Genomic DNA, 17,867 nt, shown 5'->3' with positions numbered 1-17,867 from the left:
TAGCGCGTGTGCCTGGCAGGGCGGCGCCGTGCGCGGCAGCGGGTGGATGTGGATGCTGCAGCCGCGGTCGGCGCCCGTTCCGTCGAGCGCCACCCTTTGGCCCCCGGCGACAGCTATTGCTGACGCACCCCGGCAGACGCTACAGCGTTTGGCCCAGATGAGGAGGGCGGGCTCGTCCCGGACGCCCGTCGGGGACCTCGGTAGACTCGGCGCATGCCCGCCACGACCGCTCCCTCGGAGAAGCTCAGCCTCGACGACAAACTCGTCGCCGCGCGCACGGCATCCATCGCGCTCGCGCAGGCCTCCACCTCGCAGAAGAACGCCGGACTCGAAGCCATCGCCCAGGCGGTCGGAACCGCCGCCGACCGCATCCTCCCCGCGAACGAGCTCGACCTCGCGAACGGACGCGAGAGCGGCATGTCGCAGGGTCTGCAGGACCGCCTGCGTCTCGACCCCGACCGGCTCGCCGGACTCGCAGCCGCGACGCGCGAGGTCATCGCGCTCCCCGACCCCGTGGGCACCGTGCTGCGCGGGTCGACACTGCCGAACGGTCTGCAGCTCACCCAGGTGCGCGTGCCCTTCGGTGTCGTCGGCGCCATCTACGAGGCCCGCCCCAACGTGACGATCGACATCGCCGCGCTCGCCCTCAAGTCGGGCAACGCCGTCGTGCTGCGCGGCGGGTCGGCGGCCGAGAACACCAACCGCGTGCTCGTGGCGCTCATCCAGGAGGCGCTGGCCTCGGTGGGGCTGCCCGCGGATGCCGTGCAGACGATCGACGAGTTCGGTCGCGAGGGTGCGACGCAGCTCATGCAGGCGCGTGGCTTCGTCGACGTGCTCATCCCGCGCGGCTCCGCGCAGCTGATCGACACGGTCGTGCGCGAGTCGAAGGTGCCGGTGATCGAGACGGGCGCGGGCGTCGTGCACGTCTTCCTCGACAGGACCGCGGATGCCGAGATGGCGGCCGAGATCGCCGTCAACTCGAAGGTGCAGCGGCCGAGCGTGTGCAACGCCCTCGAGACGCTCCTGGTCGACACGGATGCCGCCGAGCGGCTGCTGCCGCCCGTGCTGAAGGCGCTCACCGAGAACGGCGTCACGATCCACGGCGACGAGCGCACGCGCGAGCTCTACCCCGAGGCGCTGCCGACGAGCGACGAGGACTGGGCGCTCGAGCACATGAGCCTCGATCTGAACGTCAAGGTCGTCGACGACCTCGACGACGCGCTCGACCACATTCGCCGCTACTCGACGCACCACACCGAGTCGATCGTCACGAACGACATGGCGACCGCCAACCGGTTCCTCGCCGAGGTGGATTCGGCGGTCGTGATGGTGAACGCGTCGACCCGATTCACCGACGGCGGCGAGTTCGGCTTCGGCGCCGAGGTGGGCATCTCGACGCAGAAGCTGCATGCGCGCGGCCCCATGGGACTGCCCGAGCTCACGAGCACCAAATGGATCGTGCGCGGCGAGGGCCAGGTGAGGGCTGAGGCCCCGTATCCGGCTAGACTCGGTGGCATGCTGAGCACGCTCCTCGCTGAGACCCACGAAGAACTCGCGCCCCTCGTCGCGCCGCCGTGGGTGTTCGCCGCGATCGCCGCTGCGATCTTCCTCGTGCTCGCCTTCGTGACCTACAGCTACCGCGACGTCACCAACCGCCACGGCGACAAGACCATCAACCAGGACCCGAACGACCACGGCCACGTCAGCCACGGACCGAGCGGCGCGGCCCACAGGCTCACGCCTGTGAGCGAAGGAGCCGCCCGCCGACCGCGTATCGGGGTGATGGGTGGCACCTTCGACCCCGTGCACAACGGCCACCTCGTGGCCGCGAGCGAGGTGCAGCAGACCTTCGACCTCGACGAGGTCGTCTTCGTGCCGACCGGTGAGCCGTGGATGAAGGCCGACGTCACCGAGGCCGAGCACCGGTACCTGATGACGGTCGTGGCCACCGCATCCAACCCGCGATTCACCGTCAGCCGGGTCGACATCGACCGCGACGGCCCCACCTACACGATCGACACGCTGCGCGACCTGCGGGCTCAACGTCCCGACGCCGAGTTGTTCTTCATCACGGGCGCGGATGCCGTGGCGCAGATCGTGCAGTGGAAGGACGTGGGAGAACTCTGGGAATTGGCACATTTTGTGGCGGTATCTCGCCCAGGACATGCCCTGGACGTTCGCGGATTGCCGGAGGCTGGCGTAAGCTCGCTCGAAGTGCCCGCCCTGGCGATCTCCTCCACGGAATGCCGTGAGCGAGTCGGCCGGGGTTACCCGGTGTGGTACTTGGTCCCCGACGGTGTTGTGCAGTACATCTCCAAGCACCACCTCTATCGGAGTTCTACGACATGACGACCTACCAGGATCAGCCGCTTTCCCGGCGTGAGATCCGGGAGCGCGAAGCCGAGGCTGCGCGCGCCGCGGAGGCCGCCGCGTCGCACGATCAGCAGGCGAGCGGCGACTCGAACGCCCCCGTGGCCCCGGATGCCGCCCCCGAGCCGCTGAACTACGTCACGCAGGGCCGCGCCCCGCTTCCGCACTACGACACGCCGGTTGCACAGCCGACGACGCCGCCCGCCACCGCGCAGGAGGCCGAGGCGGGCTTCCGCTACCGCGACTTCAGCCCCGAGGGTCGGCGCGCCGCGCGTCACCCGTGGCCCCCGCCGCAGAGCCGGCCGATCTCGACTACCGCACGCAGAACAGGCCCGACCAGACGCCGTCCTCGGCTCCCGTCCCCGAGCCCGCTGCCTCGGCGCCTCCCGAGTACCGTCCGCCCGTGGTCTCGCCTCCGCTCGGCTCCGCGTCGCCGGCGTACGCGGCCCCTGCGTCCGCGCCGCCTGTTGCGTCGGCGCCGCCCGTTGCGTCGGCGCCGCCCGTGACGGCGCACCCCGAGGGCACGATGAGCCGTCGCGAACTGCGCGCCTTGCGCGAGCAGCAGGAGCGCGAGCAGCAGGCATCGCAGGCTCCCGTGACACCCGTGCCCCCGCAAGCATCCGCACCTCCAGTTGCCGCGCCTCCGACGGGCGCACCCCCTGCCGCCGCGCCCCCTCTCGCCGAGCAGGCACCCGAGGCGGCCCCCTCGTGGCTCGCACCGTTCGTGCCGCAGCAGGCCGCGTCCGCTCCGCCCGTCGCATCCGCGCCGCCCGCCGCCCAGGCGACGCCCGCAACGCCGCCACCGCTCGTCGAGCCGGAGGCGCCCGAGACGGATGCCGTGGCGAGCCTCGAAGCGTTCTTCCGTGCGCAGAGCGGTGCCGTGCCGGTCGTCTCCGATCCGACTCCCGAGCCGCCGGTGTTCGAGCGTCCGGCTCCCGCCGCCCCGCCCGACGACGCGGCGCATACCGCGCCTCCCGCTCCCGCGACGCCCCCGCCGCCCGCCTGGGGCACGGCGGCGCCCGAGCCGTCCGAGCCCGTGCTTCCGCCGTGGGGCGGCCTGACCCCCGGCGGACAGGCGACCGGCTCGGCCGCACCCGTTCCCGCGCCCGAGGTGGCGACGCCGGAGCCCGCGGCCCCCACCGACTTCACATCGCTGCTCTCGGCGCCCCCGTGGACGCCCCGCAGGATGCTCCGGCACCGCAGTGGCCCATCGCGGCCGAGCCGATCGCGCCTGAGCCGATCGCGGCCGAGCCCATCGCGGCCCAGCCGATCGCCTCCGAGCCCGTCGCGCCCGAGCCCATCGCGCCCGAGCCGGTGAGCCCTCCGCCCGTCGCTGCGCCGCCGACCGCCACCGACGCGCCCGCCTCGGTTCCGCTTCCGCCCGACCCGTCCTGGGCGCCGCCCGCCCGCAGCAACCCGAGGCGGCCGCGAGCACGTCGCAGCCCCCGTCGGTGAGCGCCCGCGCAACCACTGGTCGCGGCAGGCGGAGCTCGACGACGAGGCGCAGCCCCCACGGGGTCGCTCACGCGCGACGTGGGTGTGGGCTCGGCCACCGCCAACGCGCTCGTGCTGCCCGAGGTGCCCAACTCGGACCTCATCATGGGCACCGTGCGCAGCACGGCGAGGTCATCGTGACCGGAACGATCTCGCTGCCCGCGAGCCTCGCATCCACCGGTGCGCTGCCCGCCCAGCTGGACGAGTCGGATCTCGACAACCTGCTCGACCCGGGCGACCAGCAGGTCGTGTCGACCGACTCGCAGCCCGTCCGAGCGATGCGCGCCGTCAGCACGCACACCTCCTCGCGCGAGATCATCGGCAACATCAAGCCCAAGCGCAGCAACCGCGCGCTGACCGTGCTCATCGTGTCGGCCGCCGGAATGGCTGTCGTCGTCGTGACGTTGCTCGTGGTGGCGCTCACGCAGGGCGTGCTGAACTGACACTCGTGACCGTGACACCCCAGACGCCGACCCCCTGAACCTGACCCGGAAGAGCCTGTGACCGCATCCGACCGTGCCCGTGAACTCGTCGCCATCGCTGCGCGCGCTGCCGACGACAAGAAGGCCGAGGATCTCGTCGCGCTCGACGTGTCCGGGCCGCTGCCGCTGACCGACGCATTCCTGCTCGCGACGGGCGACAACGAGCGCAACGTGCTCGCGATCGCGGGCGGCATCGAGGATGCGCTCCTCGAGGCGGGCGCGAAGCCGCTGCGTCGCGAGGGGCGCAGCGAGGGCCGCTGGGTGCTGCTCGACTTCGGCGATCTCGTCGTGCACGTCTTCCACCAGGAAGACCGTCAGTACTACTCGCTCGAGCGACTCTGGAAGGACGCGCCGGTCATCCCGATCGATCTGACGCCCGCGCAGCCGTCTGTGGAGCCGTCGGAAGTGTAGTAATCTTGTCGAGTTGTCTCCGGCGACGGAGGTCAGCGCGGGTCTGTGGCGCAGCTGGTAGCGCACCTGCATGGCATGCAGGGGGTCAGGGGTTCGAGTCCCCTCAGATCCACCATTTCGTGAGTCGAGGCATCACCGCCGAAGAGGTGCGCACGCCCATCCGGCTGCCGAGTATCGGGTCCGTCGAAAGCTCGCGGCTCGCGCCTACAGTGGAGGCATGACCGCAGCGCGGGGCCGTGACGCTCCCACCAAGTTCGACCTCCGTCGGGAGGCGACACGTCGGGAGCTGCTGCGGCTCGGGGTGGAGCGCTTCCCGATCAAGGGCTACGCGGCCACGACCGTCGAAGACATCGTCCGCGACAGCTGACGCGCGGCGCGTTCTATTTCCATTTCTCCGGCAAGGAGGACTTCTTCCTCGCCGTGCTGCGCCACCGCCGAGAGGCCCGCGACGACTGGTGGACCGTCGCCGAGGATCCGGCGCACGTGACGCTCGCCGAGGTCATCGGCGCGGCGCTGCGCGTACTCGCGATGCGCGCCGACGGGGGCACCGCGCTCTGGCTCGCGCTCATCGTCGAATTCGTGCAGTCGCTCAACGGCAAGGGGACTACCCCGCGCAACTCGCCGCGCTCTACCCCGCGTGGCTCGCCGAACTGCGCAGTTTCGTGAACGCGCTCGATGCGCGCGGCATGGTGCGCCGCGATCTCAGCGTCGACGAGCTCGCCGGCATCGTGTTCTCCCATGTGGAGGGCGTCGAGTTGCACCATCGCCTGTACGGAGCGGTTCCGGCGGGGGTCGTCGACTCCCTGTGCCGCCTCCTGGCGCCCTAGTCTCCGGCCCGTTCCCAGGCAGCGACGGGACCCGGCACGACGCGGAAGAGCGGATGCGGTGCGGGCTCCGCGTGCTGCACCCGTTCCGCGAGTCCGGGGCTGCGCATCTCGAGCTTGGCGAGCAGATGGCGCCATTCGAGGGCCAGCTGCCCGTCGGTCACCTCGAGGCGCCCCACAGCATCCGCGGGCATCCGGATGCGGTCGCGGTCGAAGCGGTAGCCGCGCGCGGTCGCCTCATCCGCGACGCCTGAGAGGTACGCACCCACCAGCCCGAGCGCATCGGGGTGCTCGCGGAACCGCTCGAGCTGCGGATGCCGCGTGTAGCCGCGCGTCGTGCCCGCGAGCACGGCTTGGGCGAGCAGGGCCTCGCGCCAGCACGCCGTGAGGCCCTGCCGATCGAGGAACCGCGGGTGCAGCGACCAGAGCCTCATGTGCGACCCCCTAGGAGCGGATCTTGCGTGCGGGCCACCACATCGCGCGGCCGAGCTCATGGCCGAGCGCCGGCACGAGCAGCGAACGCACGAGGATCGTGTCGAGCAGCACCCCGAACGCCACGATGAAGGCGAGCTGCAGCAGGAACAGGATCGGGATCACCGAGAGCGCCGCGAAGGTCGTCGCGAGCACGACGCCCGCCGAGGTGATGACACCGCCGGTGATGCCGAGACCGCGCGACATGCCGGCGCGCGCGCCGACCTTGAGGGCCTCCTCGCGCACGCGCGTCATGAGGAAGATGTTGTAGTCGATGCCGAGCGCCACGAGGAACACGAATCCGAAGAGGGCACCGCGGGGTCCGCTCCCGGCATCTGGAACACGTGGTTGAACACGAGCGCCGCGACGCCCATCGTCGCCGCGAACGACAGCACGACGGTGCCGACGAGCAGCAGCGGGGCGACGATCGCCCGCAGCAGCAGCATGAGGATCACGAGGATCACGAGCAGCACGAGCGGGATGATGAGCGTGCGATCCCGGATCGAGGCCGCCTCGGTGTCGACCGCGGTGGCCGTCGTGCCGCCGACGAGCGCCTCGTCGCCGACGGCCGTGCGCAGCTCCCGCACCGTGTCTTCGGCCTCGGCCGAGTCGGGTGCCACCGCGAGGGTTCCCTGCAACAGCACCTCACCGTCGCTCACCGTCGGATCGGATGCCGGGGCACCCGGGAAGAGCGGCTGCACCCCGTCATCCGTCACCGGCACGCTGCCGCTGGGGGAGTCCTCGCTCGAGACGGCGACCGACTCGATACGGGAGTCGGCGAGGATGAGGTCGGCCACCTCCTGCAGCCGACTCTCGTCGGTGATCACGTACACGGGGCTGCCCGAGCCGCCCGGGAAGTGCTCGCTCAGCAGCTGCTGACCGGTGCGCGCCTCCGAGCCGCCGAGCACGAGCTCGCTCTGCGGCACGCCGTCGGCCTTGAGCTGCAGCACGCCGAGGCTCGCGAGCAGCAGGGCGAGCACCGAGATGATCCAGATGGGGCGCGCGCGGCGCTCGACGAAGCGCGGCACCCGCGCCCAGATGCCCCTGGTGGGGGTGGGGTCGGCGTTCACGTCGGCGGTGTCGTAGCGCGGCATGAGCGGCCAGAACGCCACACGGCCGACGAGGGCGAGCAGGGCCGGAAGCAGCGTGAGCGCCGCGAGGATGGCGAACACGATGCCGATCGAGGCGATCGGACCGAGTGCCCGGTTCGACTCGAGCTCGCTCAGGAGCAGCATGAGCAGGCCCGCGATCACGGTGCCCCCCGAGGCGAGGATCGGCTCGAGGATCCCCGGACCGCGGCGCGCGTCGCCTGCGCCCGCGTCTCGTGATGGCGCAGCGCTTCTCGATACCGCGCGATGTAGAGCAGCGAGTAGTCGGTCGCCGCGCCGATCACGAGGATGAACAGGATGCCCTGCGTCTGCCCGCTGAGTGGGAAGACGCCCGCCTTGGCGATCCACCACACCGTCAGGAGCGCCGCGCACAACGCGAAGAGGCTCGTCGAGAGCACGATGAGGGGGAGCAGGGGTGAGCGGTAGACGATCACGAGGATCACGAAGACCGCGAGCAGCGCCACGAGCAGCAGGATCCCGTCGATGCCCGCGAACGCCGAGACGAGGTCGCCCGTGAACCCGGCGGGTCCCGTCACATACACCTCGGTGCCCGCCGGCGCGAGCTCGGCGAGGTCGGCGCGCAGTCCGTCGATCGTCTCCCCGACGTTCGCCGTCGAGTCGATCGGTACGAAGAGCTGCACGGCCACGCCATCCTCGGAGGGGATCGCGGGACTCACCTCGCCGACGACCCCGTCGAGCTCGGCGAGTTCGTCTGGCCACGCCTCCAGCTCCTGGAGCTGGGCGTCGCTGAGCGTGCCATTGCCGAGCACGAGCACGACGGCGGGAATCGCATCCGTGCCGAGGAAGTCCGACAGGCGCTCCTGCACCTGGGTCGCCTCCGCGGTTGTCGGCAGGTAGGCGGTCGGGTCGTTGGAGGAGACCTCGCTCACCTTGCCGAAGTACGGTCCGCCGATCGCCGCGACGGTGAGCCACACCAGCACGAGCAGCGCGGGGATGAGGATGCGCAGCGTGCGTCGAGTGCGGGACGGGGCGGCGTGAGACATGGTTCTCCGTTTCAGGTGGGGCGAGGTCAGCGGACGCCGAGCATGATCGCGATGATGATGAGGGTCGCGGCGAAGCCGGCGAGGTAGTTGACGAGCAGGAAGCGACGCCAGCCGCGGTTCGCGGACGCGGATGCGGCATCCGGCACCGAGCGGAACGGCCAGGCGAGCGCGATGTACGGGGCGGCGAGGATCGCCGAGAGCGTCGCGGGGAACGGGGTGAGCAGCATGAGGAGCCCCGCGGCGGTCCACAGGCCGATCGCGAGGCGCACGGTCGACGCGGCCCCCAGCACCGTCGCGATCGAGGCGATGCCCCCCGCGCGATCCGGCACGATGTCTTGCACGGCACCGAACGCGTGGCTCGCCATGCCCCACAGGAAGAACGCCACGAGCACGATCACCGTGCGGGCATCCCACGCCGCGTCCGCGGCGACGAGACCGTAGACGGCGGGGCTCGTGAAGTGGGTGCTCGAGGTGAGCGAGTCGAGCACCGGCACCTCTTTGAACCGGAGCCCCGGCATCGAGTAGGCGGCGACGGCGAAGAGCGACACGGCGAGCACGGCCCACGATGCGGGCGGGCCGAGCACCACGAGCGCCACCACGAACGGAACGCAGCCGAGGATCGCGGCGAGCAGCACCCGACGATGCGTGCGCGGCGGCAGCAGGGCCCTTCGCTGCCGCCTTTGCGCGGGTTGACGGCGTCGGAGGCGTAGTCGAACACGTCGTTGATGCCGTACATCGCGAGGTTGTACGGCACGAGGAAGAAGATCGCCCCCACCACGAACAGCGCATCGACACCGCCGCCCGCCAGCAGGTAGGCGGCCCCGAAGGGGTAGGCGGTGTTGACCCAGCTGAGCGGCCGCGAGGCGAGCAGCAAGCGCGGCAGCATCCGGTCACGCCTCGTCACGGCGCCTCCCGCGGGGGATGAGCTGCCAGACGCCCGGGAGGGCGATGGCGAGGGCGAGCGGGTAGGAGAGGTCTTCGATCGGCACGAGCCCGATGCGCAGCCCGGAGATGTGCGCGTCTGCGTAGGCGAACAACCCGGCGGCGATCATGATGTTGTCGAACACGAGGGTCAGGGCGACGAGCACGACCCCCGCGAGCACAGTCGGGAGAGTTGGGATGCCTTCCCCGCGCCGGCGGGCAGCGGCGGCTCCCGCGACGCGCAGCACGATCGCGATCGCGAGCAACCCGGCCACGAGCAGCAGGTAGCTCATCGCGCGCGCTCCCGTCGCGGCAGGCGTTCGAAGATCGCCACGAGGTTCATCGTGAGGTACGTCAGGAACGCGAGGAACAGCTCCTCGAGCGGGAGCTCCGGCCCCAGCAAGATGCCCGTCATGGCCCAGGTCGGCGCGCGCGAGAACACCCCGAGCGCGATGCCCACCACGTCGGCCACGAGCAGCAGGGCGACGCCGATCACGAGCACCCACGCCGCACGGCGCGCGTCCCGCCAGAAGAACAGCCTCCAGCGTCGATCCACGAGCACCATGCACGCGCTCGCGGCCAGCAGGCACAGCAGATAGATCGGGCTCATGCGCGCGCCCCGACCGGCTCGGCGACGGGGGAGGCACTGCGGTCACCGCGCACGCGCTTGAGCACGAGCTCGGCGCTGATGAGGCACATCGGAACGCCGATGCCGGGGATCGTGCTGCCGCCGGCGTGCAGCAGACCTGCGGTGCGCCGGGATGCGTTGGGGGCGCGGAAGAACGCGCTCTGCCGCAGAGTATGGGCGGGTCCCAGTGCGCTGCCACGCCAGGAGCTCAGCTCGCCCGCGAAGTCGGCGGGTGTGACCGTGCGGCGCACCACGATGCGGTCGGCGAGGTCGTTCGCTCCCGTCCAGGAGGCGATCTGGGCGATGACGCCGTCGACGAAGCGCTCGACGCGGGGGTCGCCCGCTCCGTCGATCCCGCCGTGGCCCGTCGTGGTGTCGGCGGCGACCGGCACGAGCACGAACAGGTTCTCGTGATCGGGCGGAGCGACATCCGGATCCGTCTCGCTCGGCTTGCCGATGTAGAGCGACGGGTTCGTCGGGAACCCGGTGGCGGTCGAGGCCACCGAGACGAACGCTCCTCCCAGTCGTCGGCGAGCAGCAGCGTGTGGTGTGCGAGCTGCGGCAGCCGCCCGCGCACACCGAGCATCGCGAGCACGGCACCGGGACCGGGATCCCGCCGCGCCCACCAGCGCTCGTCGCGCTCTCGGTGGCGTGCGTCGAGCAGCTGCGTGTCGACGTGGTGCAGATCGGCCGTCGTCACGACGAGGTCGGCGAGCTGGGTGCGCAGCGCGCCGTCCGCATCCCGATAGCGCACCCCGCGGGCGCGCCCGTCGACCGTCATGATGCTCTCGACGCGCGCCCCGGTGTGCAGCTCGGCACCCGCGGCCTCGGCCAGACGCACGAAGCTCTGCACGACGGCCGCGAAGCCGCCCATCGGATACAGCACGCCCTCGTCGACGTCGAGGTGGCTCATGAGGTGGTACATGCCCGGCACCCGCAGGGGCCGCCGAGGAACACGGCCGGGTAGCCGAGCAGCCGGCGGAGGCGGGACTCCCGCGTGTGGGCGCGGATCTCACCGTCGAGCGAGCGCAGCAGCATGCGTGCCAGCCGTGGCAGGCCGCCGAGCACCTCACGGGCGAGGAAGGGGCGCATCGAGTCGAAGGAGCTGTAGAGGAAGCGCCGCAACGCGAGGTCGTAGGTGGCGCCCGCGGAGTCGAGATACCGCGCGAGGTCGCGCTCGGATGCCGGATCGAGCGCCATGAGGGCGGCGCGCGCGGGCACGGACCCCGCGGGCAGATCGAAGGGGGTGGCGTCGCCCTCGAAGTACGCCCGGTAGCCGGGGTCGAGTGTGCGCAGCTCGAGCTGCTCGGCCATCGAGGTGCCGAGCAGCCGATAGAAGTGCTCGAAGACCTCGGGCATGAGGAACCATGAGGGCCCGGTGTCGAAGCGGAAACCGTCGCGCTCCCACGACCCGGCACGACCGCCGAGCGCGTCGCGCGCCTCGAACAGCGTCACGCGGTGTCCGTCGGCGGCCAGCAGGGCGGCGCTCGCGAGCCCCGAGATGCCGCCGCCCACCACGATCGCGTCGCGCGCGGTCATCGGCGTCCGCCCACCGGCAGCAGTCGCCACCGCGCCGCGAGCGCGAGCTTGACGGCGTTCGGCACCGAGATGCGCCGCGCGGCGAGTTGCTCGGCGGGGGTGCGTTCGATGCGCCGCAGCAGCTCGGCGAAGAATGCGGTGGCGAGCAGCACCGGGCGCCGGCAGTCGCCGGGCAGCACGCGTACGGCGGCACGCGCGGCGTCGAGGTCGGAGCGGATGTCGGCCACGACGGCCGCCTTGCTCGCCTCGGTGAGTCCGTGCTCGCGCAGCTCGGGCAGGTACGACCGCGAGAGCTCGGCGCGATCGTGACCGAGGTCCCGCAGGAAGTTCACCTTCTGGAACGCCGCCCCCAGGCGCGCGGCGCCCTCCTCGAGCACGGCCTCGGCATCCGGGGTGGGGGCGCGACCGGCGAGGAACACCCGCAGGCACATGAGGCCGACGACCTCCGCCGATCCGTGCACGTAGCGACGGTACTCCTCCTCGTCGAAGGCCACCTCGTCGAGGTCGCGCCGCATCGAGGCGAAGAAGTCCCGCGTGAGCTCGGGCTCGATCCGCGCCCGCCGGGCCACCTCGGCGAAGGCGTGAACGACGAGGTTGGCGCTGAAGCCGCTCGCGACCGCGCGCTCGGTCTCGGCCTCGAGCTCGTCGAGGGCCCGGCGCTGGGTGGACGCGTCGAGGCCCGCCTCGCCCGCGGTGCCGTCCACGATCTCGTCGGCCACCCGCACGAGCGCGTAGATCGTGCCGATGTCGGTGCGGCAGCGGGCCGGGAACATGCGGGTCGCCAGGCCGAACGAGGTCGAGTAGCTGCGGATCACCGGGCCGCCGCGCGGCGTGCCGTGTCGGTGTAGAGCTCGAGCGGGCTCCGTCGCTTCATGCGTGCCGCTCCATCGCCTGATCGGCGGCGCGGCACAGCGCGTGCTCGAGCTGGGCGGGCAGCCCTGCGGTGTGGATGAGACGCACCGCGTGGTCGCGCTCGCGGCGGATCTCGGCCTCGAAACTCGCGCGGGCTCCCGAGGTCTCGAGCGCGTGCCGCAGGGCGTCCGCGCCGCGCTCGTCGAGCCCCGGATCCCCGAAGCCGGCGGCCGCCGAGCGCCACGGTTCGGTGTCGCGCGCGAACGCGACGAGCAGGGTCTGCTTGCCCTCGCGCAGGTCACCGCTCGCGCTCTTGCCGGTGCGCTCGGGGTCGCCGAAGACGCCTAGCAGGTCGTCTTGCATCTGGAACAGGATGCCGAGTGAGCGCCCGACCGCGCCGAGGCGCTCCTCGATCTCGACCCCGGCATCCGCGAGCACCGCCGCCGCGCGCAGCGGCAGCTCGAGCGAGTAGTGGGCGGTCTTGTCGGCCATCATGTCGCGGATGTCGCCCACACTCGGGGTCGTGAGTCCGACCGCGTAGGCCACGTCGGCGAGCTCGCCCGCGGCGGCCCGGAAGATGCTCTCGTCGAGCAGCTCGGCGATGCGGTCGGCGCGTCGACGGTCGAGGTCGGGGAGCACGCCCATGCGCAGCGCCGACATGAGCAGCAGGTCGCCCGCGAGGATGCCGGCGGTCTCGCCCCACCGCTCGGCGGCGACGGGCCCGAGCCCCGCCGCTAGGCCGCCGTTGCGGAAGGCGCCGACGAGGTTCGGGGCGCCCCGGCGCTCGTCGTCGCCGTCGATGATGTCGTCGTGCACGAGCAGAGCCGTGTGCAGCAGCTCGATCGCGACGGCGAGCTGGATGGCGGGTTCGTCGTGCGCGTTGGTGAGCTGCGTGTAGCTCGACAGCAGCAGCTGGGGGCGCACGCGCTTGCCGCCCGAGACGGCCGTGCGCATGGTGCGCCACAGCTCCGCGTAGTGCGGCGAGTGTCGTGTCGCACGGGCCGCTCCGCGGTTCACGAAATCGTGCAGCCGCACCTCGACCTCGCCGAGGGCGGCGACCGTGCGTTCCTCGGGGGTCACGCGGCGCGCGCCTTCGTGAAGAGCTCGAGCAGCTCGACCTGCAGCACCATCCAGGGGCTGAACGCCCACGGCGTGGCGCGGGCCGACGCGGCGAGTTCGTCGGGGTGCACCCACACGTGGTCCATGACCTCCGCGGGGGACGGCTGCAGTTCGGAGGCGATGCGGGCCGTGTAGACGGGGCATACCTCGTGCTCGACGACGCCGGCGGGGTCGGTGGCGCGGTAGCGGAACAGGGGCAGTTCGAGCCTCAGCTCGGTCAGTTGCACCCCCAGTTCGCGTATGCCGTGGCGCCGCACGGCGTCGGCCACCGGTTCGCCGGGCAGCGGGTGGCCGCAGAACGAGTTCGTCCAGACCCCCGGCCAGCTGCGCTTCGAAAGCGCGCGGCGCGTGACGAGCAGACGGCCCGCGCCGTCGAGCAGATAGCAGGAGAACGCGAGGTGGAGCGGAGTGTCGGCGCCGTGTACGGCGTCTTTGGCCACCCGGCCGATCTCGGCCCCCTCGGGGGAGAGCAGTACCACGTCGTCCATCTCGTCCTCCAAGCGTTTTCCCAGGTTAGCTAGCCAAGTAAGTATTCAGCGTAGCTAAATACTTCGCGAAAGGCTAGCGTACTGTTCATGAGCACGCAAGAGACCCCGCCCGAGGTCGCGATGCGTCTGCACGATCCCCGCGTCATCGACCGTGCGGGTCGACTGCTGCAGCTCCAGGGCATCGACGAGAACGAGCTCGGCCAGATCGTGCGCGTGATGGATGCCATGTTCCGGTGGCGCGAGGCGGAGCAGCGGGTGAGCGCCGCGTCGCGCCGCTACATGCGGCTCGGCGACAACGACATGAAGGCCCTGCGCTTCGCGATCGTGATGTCCGACAAGAACGAGCACGTCACGGCGCGCGACATCGCCCGTCACCTGAACATCTCGAGCGCGTCGACGACCAAGCTGCTCGACCGGCTCGAAGCCGGAGGCCACATCCGGCGCACGCCGCATCCCACCGACCGCCGGGCGCTCGCCGTCGTGGTCGACCCCGAGACGCGGGCGGCCGCCGAGGCCACCGTCGGGCGCGAGCACGCCCGCCGCTTCCGCGTCGCGGCGGCCCTCGCTCCCGAGGAGCGTGAGATCGTCATCCGCTTCCTCGATCAGCTCAGCATCACGACCGAGGGTGAATGGAGCGACGCGCCCTTCGCCCACGCCGACGGCCCCGACGCGATCGAGGTGGCGGACGCCGCCCCGGAGAGTCGGACGACCCCGAGGGCGCCGCCGCCCGCTAGCATCTGGGCATGTCACCGCAACGGCGCGGCGGCATGCCGACGCGGGCCACGCGTCTCAACCACCATCCGGCCCCGTACCCGACACGCGCGGGCCGGTGAGAGAATCCTATGAAGATCTGGTCCCTCCACGGCGACGGCAAGTCGGTCGCCCCCGGTGAGGTCGTCGCTCCCTCGGAGCGGTTGAACTGGCCGGCGACGATCGCGATCGGCGTGCAGCACGTCGTCGCCATGTTCGGAGCCACATTCCTGGTGCCGGTGCTCACCGGCTTCCCGGTGCCCACCACCCTCTTGTTCTCGGGCGTCGGAACCCTGCTGTTCCTGATCATCACGCGCAACAAGCTGCCGAGCTACCTCGGATCGTCGTTCGCCTTCATCGCGCCGGTCACGGCCGCGACGGCGAGCGCGGGCATGGGGTCGGCGCTCGCGGGCATCGTGGCGGTCGGCATCCTGCTGGCGATCGTCGGCGTCATCGCGAACGTCACGGGCACCGGCTGGATCGACAAGCTCATGCCGCCCGTCGTGGCCGGGGCGATCGTCGCGCTCATCGGGTTCAACCTCGCGCCCGTCGCGTGGTCGAACTTCGAGCAGGGCCCGCTCGTGGCCGCCATCACCCTCACCGCGGTCGTGCTGTTCAGCGTGCTGTTCCGCGGCTTCCTCGGGCGGATCTCGATCTTCCTGGGTGTCGTCGTGGGCTACATCGCGGCGGCGCTGCTGGGTGAGCTCGACCTCTCGGCCGTCGAGAAGGCCGACTGGATCGGGCTGCCGACCTTCCACCTGGCCGACTTCGCATCCGCGGGCACCTGGTCGGCGATCGCGATGTTCCTGCCGGTCGTGCTCGTGCTCATCGCCGAGAACGTCGGCCACGTGCGCGCCGTCGCGGCCATGACCGACAAGTCGGTCAACGCCTCCACGGGCAAGGCGCTCATCGCCGACGGTGTCGCCACGACGCTCGCCGGTTTCTTCGGCGGATCCGGTACCACCACCTACGGCGAGAACATCGGCGTCATGGCGGCCACCCGTGTGTACTCGACGGCCGCCTACTGGGTGGCCGGTGCCACGGCGATCCTGCTGAGCCTCTCGCCCAAGATCGGTGCGCTGTTCAACTCGATCCCTGCGGGCGTGCTCGGCGGCGTGACCACGGCCCTCTACGGGCTCATCGGCATCATCGGCATCAAGATCTGGGTCGACAACCGCGTGGACTTCTCGCGGCCCGTCAACCAGTACACCGGCGCCGTGGCCCTGGTCATGGCGATCGCCGGCTTCTCGATGAGCTGGGGCGACTTCACCCTCGGCGCGATCGTGCTCGCCACGGCCGCCGCGCTCGTGATCTACCACCTCGGCAACCTCATCGCGCGGGTGCGCAAGACGGGCGCCGACGACGGCGGGCCCATTCCCGCGGTCGGCCAGCTCGGCGGCGACCCGCAGTAGCCGCGGCAGTTGATCGGGGCGGGGCGACCCGCCCCCGATCAGCTCGAGAAGGCGTTCGCGACGTTCACGATCACGATCACGAAGATGCCCACGAAGATCGTGACGAAGGCGACAGCGCCCGCGATGAGCCCCCACACCATCCGCGGCATCCGCCCACGCAGACGGGCTCCGTCGGGGGCGACGGTTCCCGCGGCGTCGAACTGCAGGTCTGGGGCGGCGCGCTCGTCGGCGTAGAGATCCGTGCGGTCCCAGGTCTTCGCCCCCACCGTGGCGCGGATGTGTGCGAAGCGCTGCCAGACCGCAGGGTCGGTGAGGTCGAAGCCGCCGGGCTTGTAGACGATGAGCCGATCGTCGCGCAGCTCGACGTCGAGGTCGCCCGTCTCGTCGATGAGCAGCGCCATCAGGTCGGGCGTGAAGACGTAGAGCGCGTCGCGTTCGTAGCCGGAGGGCGCGTACAGGCGGAACCGGCTGTCGAAGTCGCCCTCGAGCGAGAGATGCTGGTTCGCCGCCGGGCGGCGCAGCAGGCTCGAGAAGGGCCCGCGGTCGTTGCTGCGGGCATCGAGCACCATGTGGGGGACCCGGCGGGGCAGGGTGATCGCGAGGTAGCCGAGTTCGAGACTGCGCTCGGGGGTCGACACGCTCATCGTCGTGGTGACCGTCCAGCCGCCGCGCCGCTCGGTCCTCGATGCCGAGCGGTTGCCGCCCGTGATACGACCGGCCTCCCAGCCTTCGCCCGTCACGCGATCGCGTCCCACTCCCGACGACACCTGCTCCCACAGGCCTACGGATGCCGGCGGGGCGGCCGTCTCGTCATAGCGCCAGCCGTTGGCGGCGGCGAAGGAGCGCAGGTCACGGGTGGCGGCGAGCTGGTCGAGCGCGGTGGTCACGTGTTCACCCTAGGGGCGCCGGCAACCGCGTCGACGTCAAGGGGTGGCGAGCCGGAGCGCCCCGACCAGCAGCAGCGCACCGGCGAACCACGCCGCCGCGCTCGCGCCGAACACGAGGACGAGCACCACGCCGACGGCTGCGAGCAGCACCGCGGTGACGGCAGTGGCGGGGTGCGCAGGCGTCGTGGGGCGCCCGGGGTCGGCGGCGGCCTCGCGGCGTCCCACGACCGCGACGAGCAGGGCCACGACGACGAGCACGCTCGCGATCCACACCGGCCGCGTGAGCCACCAGGCCTCGGTGAGCGGGGCAGGCAGTTCGTCGCCGACCGTCACGAGCAGCACACCCGCGAGGCCGATGAGCACGAGCATGTGCCAGGAGTAGATCGTCATGGCGCGGGCGCCGATGGCGGACACCGCCGTCGCGACCCCGCGGATGCCGTGCAGCCGCCGCAGGGCAGGACGCGCGAGCTGGAACAGGCACAGCTGCGCGACGCCGAGCAGCACGAGGGCCGCGGTCGGCGGGTTGAGGTTGTCGAACAGGTCGAAGGAGTACACGCCGTTGACGCAGAGCGCCGCGAGTGTTCCGAGTGCGACGGCCGCGACCGCGAGCAGCGTGCGGCGGTTCGTCGACACGCGGCCGTCGGCGAGGTGGAAGCCGAGCTGCTGCAGCAGCAGCCACACGAACAGCAGGTTGGCGAAGCCGAGCGCCTCGATGCCGGTGGTGATGCGTGTCGCATCGACCGCGACGACGAGCGCGGCGAGGGCGGCCACCGCGACGCGCGGGGCGGCACGGTGCGCCGCGGTCATGAGCGGCACGAGCGCCGTGCACAGCAGGTAGACGCCGAGGAACCACAGTGGCTGGCTCATGCGGAAACCGGCGACGGCCACCATGTCGGCGGCACGCCGCTCAGGCTCAGCACGAGCAGCACCACCGCGGTGACGCCCATCGCACCGAGCGCGGGCGGCAGCAGCCGTCGCATCCGCAACGCCAGATAGTCGGAGGCCGACACGCCGCGCGTGCGCAGGCGACTCCACTGCGTGACGCTCGAGAAGCCGCCCAGCACGAAGAACAGCGGCATGATCTGCACGAACCAGGTGAGCGCGGC

The 17,867-nt window shown here is 71.5% G+C and carries 20 protein-coding genes, 1 tRNA gene and 5 pseudogenes; 12 read left to right on the top strand and 14 right to left on the bottom strand.

Annotated elements, in window-relative coordinates:
* Positions 1-213: 213 nt before the first annotated feature.
* The 10 genes and pseudogenes from QQK29_RS00130 to QQK29_RS00085 form a co-directional block, all read left to right on the top strand.
* A pseudogene (locus QQK29_RS00130) lies at positions 214-1,482 on the top strand (glutamate-5-semialdehyde dehydrogenase); the annotation flags it as partial.
* Positions 1,483-1,515: 33 nt separating this feature from the next.
* The gene (nadD, locus tag QQK29_RS00125; RefSeq protein ID WP_284301859.1) at positions 1,516-2,349 is read left to right on the top strand and encodes a nicotinate-nucleotide adenylyltransferase; all 834 of its coding nucleotides are present in this window, start codon (positions 1,516-1,518) and stop codon (positions 2,347-2,349) included.
* Positions 2,346-2,876, top strand: coding sequence for a hypothetical protein (locus tag QQK29_RS00120; protein ID WP_284296772.1), 531 nt, complete (start codon positions 2,346-2,348; stop codon positions 2,874-2,876). The genes nadD and QQK29_RS00120 overlap by 4 nt, the downstream gene beginning before the upstream one ends.
* Positions 2,873-3,688, top strand: a complete 816-nt coding sequence (locus QQK29_RS00115; RefSeq protein ID WP_284296770.1) for a hypothetical protein — start codon at positions 2,873-2,875, stop codon at positions 3,686-3,688. Before QQK29_RS00120 ends, QQK29_RS00115 begins: the two co-directional genes overlap by 4 nt.
* 313 nt (positions 3,689-4,001) lie before the next feature.
* A complete protein-coding gene (locus QQK29_RS00110) occupies positions 4,002-4,307 on the top strand; it encodes a hypothetical protein (protein WP_284296768.1) in 306 nt (101 codons plus the stop codon).
* A 57-nt stretch (positions 4,308-4,364) separates the two neighbouring features.
* On the top strand, positions 4,365-4,757 hold the full coding sequence (rsfS, locus tag QQK29_RS00105) for a ribosome silencing factor (RefSeq protein WP_284296766.1): 393 nt from the start codon (positions 4,365-4,367) through the stop codon (positions 4,755-4,757).
* A gap of 39 nt (positions 4,758-4,796) precedes the next feature.
* A tRNA-Ala gene (locus QQK29_RS00100) sits at positions 4,797-4,872 on the top strand.
* A 102-nt stretch (positions 4,873-4,974) separates the two neighbouring features.
* The gene (locus tag QQK29_RS00095) at positions 4,975-5,124 is read left to right on the top strand and encodes a hypothetical protein (protein ID WP_284296764.1); all 150 of its coding nucleotides are present in this window, start codon (positions 4,975-4,977) and stop codon (positions 5,122-5,124) included.
* A 53-nt stretch (positions 5,125-5,177) separates the two neighbouring features.
* Complete coding sequence (locus tag QQK29_RS00090; protein WP_284296763.1) at positions 5,178-5,423, top strand: hypothetical protein; 246 nt, start codon at positions 5,178-5,180, stop codon at positions 5,421-5,423.
* Positions 5,420-5,584, top strand: a complete 165-nt coding sequence (locus QQK29_RS00085) for a hypothetical protein (protein ID WP_284296761.1) — start codon at positions 5,420-5,422, stop codon at positions 5,582-5,584. The genes QQK29_RS00090 and QQK29_RS00085 overlap by 4 nt, the downstream gene beginning before the upstream one ends.
* On the opposite strand, the gene QQK29_RS00080 is transcribed toward QQK29_RS00085, so the two are convergent.
* The 11 genes and pseudogenes from QQK29_RS00080 to idi all read right to left on the bottom strand — a co-directional run bounded on the left by QQK29_RS00080 (position 5,581) and on the right by idi (position 13,712).
* Positions 5,581-6,015 carry a pyrimidine dimer DNA glycosylase/endonuclease V gene (locus QQK29_RS00080; protein ID WP_284296759.1) on the bottom strand — a complete coding sequence of 145 codons (435 nt, stop codon included), beginning with the start codon at positions 6,013-6,015 and terminating at the stop codon, positions 5,581-5,583. The genes QQK29_RS00085 and QQK29_RS00080 overlap by 4 nt on opposite strands.
* A 10-nt stretch (positions 6,016-6,025) precedes the next feature.
* Positions 6,026-6,340 carry an MMPL family transporter gene (locus tag QQK29_RS00075; RefSeq protein WP_284296757.1) on the bottom strand — a complete coding sequence of 105 codons (315 nt, stop codon included), beginning with the start codon at positions 6,338-6,340 and terminating at the stop codon, positions 6,026-6,028.
* Positions 6,304-6,639, bottom strand: a complete 336-nt coding sequence (locus QQK29_RS00070; protein WP_284301857.1) for an MMPL family transporter — start codon at positions 6,637-6,639, stop codon at positions 6,304-6,306. Before QQK29_RS00070 ends, QQK29_RS00075 begins: the two co-directional genes overlap by 37 nt.
* 468 nt (positions 6,640-7,107) lie before the next feature.
* Positions 7,108-8,165, bottom strand: a pseudogene (locus QQK29_RS00065) (MMPL family transporter); the annotation flags it as partial.
* Between the two features lie 26 nt (positions 8,166-8,191).
* Positions 8,192-9,051, bottom strand: a pseudogene (locus QQK29_RS00060) (prenyltransferase).
* Positions 9,052-9,055: 4 nt separating this feature from the next.
* Positions 9,056-9,379, bottom strand: a complete 324-nt coding sequence (locus QQK29_RS00055; RefSeq protein WP_284296755.1) for a lycopene cyclase domain-containing protein — start codon at positions 9,377-9,379, stop codon at positions 9,056-9,058.
* Positions 9,376-9,696 (bottom strand): lycopene cyclase domain-containing protein, encoded by a 321-nt coding sequence (locus QQK29_RS00050; RefSeq protein WP_284296754.1) that lies wholly within the window; start codon positions 9,694-9,696, stop codon positions 9,376-9,378. Before QQK29_RS00050 ends, QQK29_RS00055 begins: the two co-directional genes overlap by 4 nt.
* Positions 9,693-11,253, bottom strand: a pseudogene (gene crtI, locus QQK29_RS18275) (phytoene desaturase family protein). Before crtI ends, QQK29_RS00050 begins: the two are co-directional and overlap by 4 nt.
* Positions 11,250-12,068, bottom strand: a complete 819-nt coding sequence (locus tag QQK29_RS00040) for a phytoene/squalene synthase family protein (protein WP_284296752.1) — start codon at positions 12,066-12,068, stop codon at positions 11,250-11,252. Before QQK29_RS00040 ends, crtI begins: the two are co-directional and overlap by 4 nt.
* A 55-nt stretch (positions 12,069-12,123) precedes the next feature.
* The gene (locus tag QQK29_RS00035) at positions 12,124-13,185 is read right to left on the bottom strand and encodes a polyprenyl synthetase family protein (RefSeq protein WP_284296750.1); all 1,062 of its coding nucleotides are present in this window, start codon (positions 13,183-13,185) and stop codon (positions 12,124-12,126) included.
* Positions 13,182-13,712, bottom strand: a complete 531-nt coding sequence (idi, locus tag QQK29_RS00030; RefSeq protein WP_284296748.1) for an isopentenyl-diphosphate Delta-isomerase — start codon at positions 13,710-13,712, stop codon at positions 13,182-13,184. Before idi ends, QQK29_RS00035 begins: the two co-directional genes overlap by 4 nt.
* A gap of 87 nt (positions 13,713-13,799) precedes the next feature.
* On the opposite strand from idi, the gene QQK29_RS00025 reads away from it, so the two are divergent.
* Positions 13,800-14,558, top strand: a complete 759-nt coding sequence (locus QQK29_RS00025; RefSeq protein ID WP_284296746.1) for a MarR family winged helix-turn-helix transcriptional regulator — start codon at positions 13,800-13,802, stop codon at positions 14,556-14,558.
* Complete coding sequence (locus QQK29_RS00020; protein ID WP_284296744.1) at positions 14,555-15,874, top strand: uracil-xanthine permease family protein; 1,320 nt, start codon at positions 14,555-14,557, stop codon at positions 15,872-15,874. Before QQK29_RS00025 ends, QQK29_RS00020 begins: the two co-directional genes overlap by 4 nt.
* 38 nt (positions 15,875-15,912) lie before the next feature.
* Here QQK29_RS00020 and QQK29_RS00015 read toward each other — a convergent pair whose 3' ends face one another.
* From QQK29_RS00015 to QQK29_RS00005, 3 genes and pseudogenes are all read right to left on the bottom strand, one after another.
* Complete coding sequence (locus QQK29_RS00015; protein WP_284296729.1) at positions 15,913-16,761, bottom strand: hypothetical protein; 849 nt, start codon at positions 16,759-16,761, stop codon at positions 15,913-15,915.
* 36 nt (positions 16,762-16,797) lie between these two features.
* On the bottom strand, positions 16,798-17,628 hold the full coding sequence (locus tag QQK29_RS00010) for an acyltransferase family protein (protein WP_284296727.1): 831 nt from the start codon (positions 17,626-17,628) through the stop codon (positions 16,798-16,800).
* Positions 17,625-17,867, bottom strand: a pseudogene (locus tag QQK29_RS00005) (hypothetical protein); the annotation flags it as partial. The gene QQK29_RS00010 and the pseudogene QQK29_RS00005, both read right to left, overlap by 4 nt.

The sequence above is a fragment of the Homoserinibacter gongjuensis genome (assembly GCF_030161875.1).
Lineage (GTDB): Bacteria > Actinomycetota > Actinomycetes > Actinomycetales > Microbacteriaceae > Homoserinibacter > Homoserinibacter gongjuensis.
Note: the sequence above shows the minus strand (reverse complement) of the source record. Positions and strands in the feature narration are given on the sequence as shown.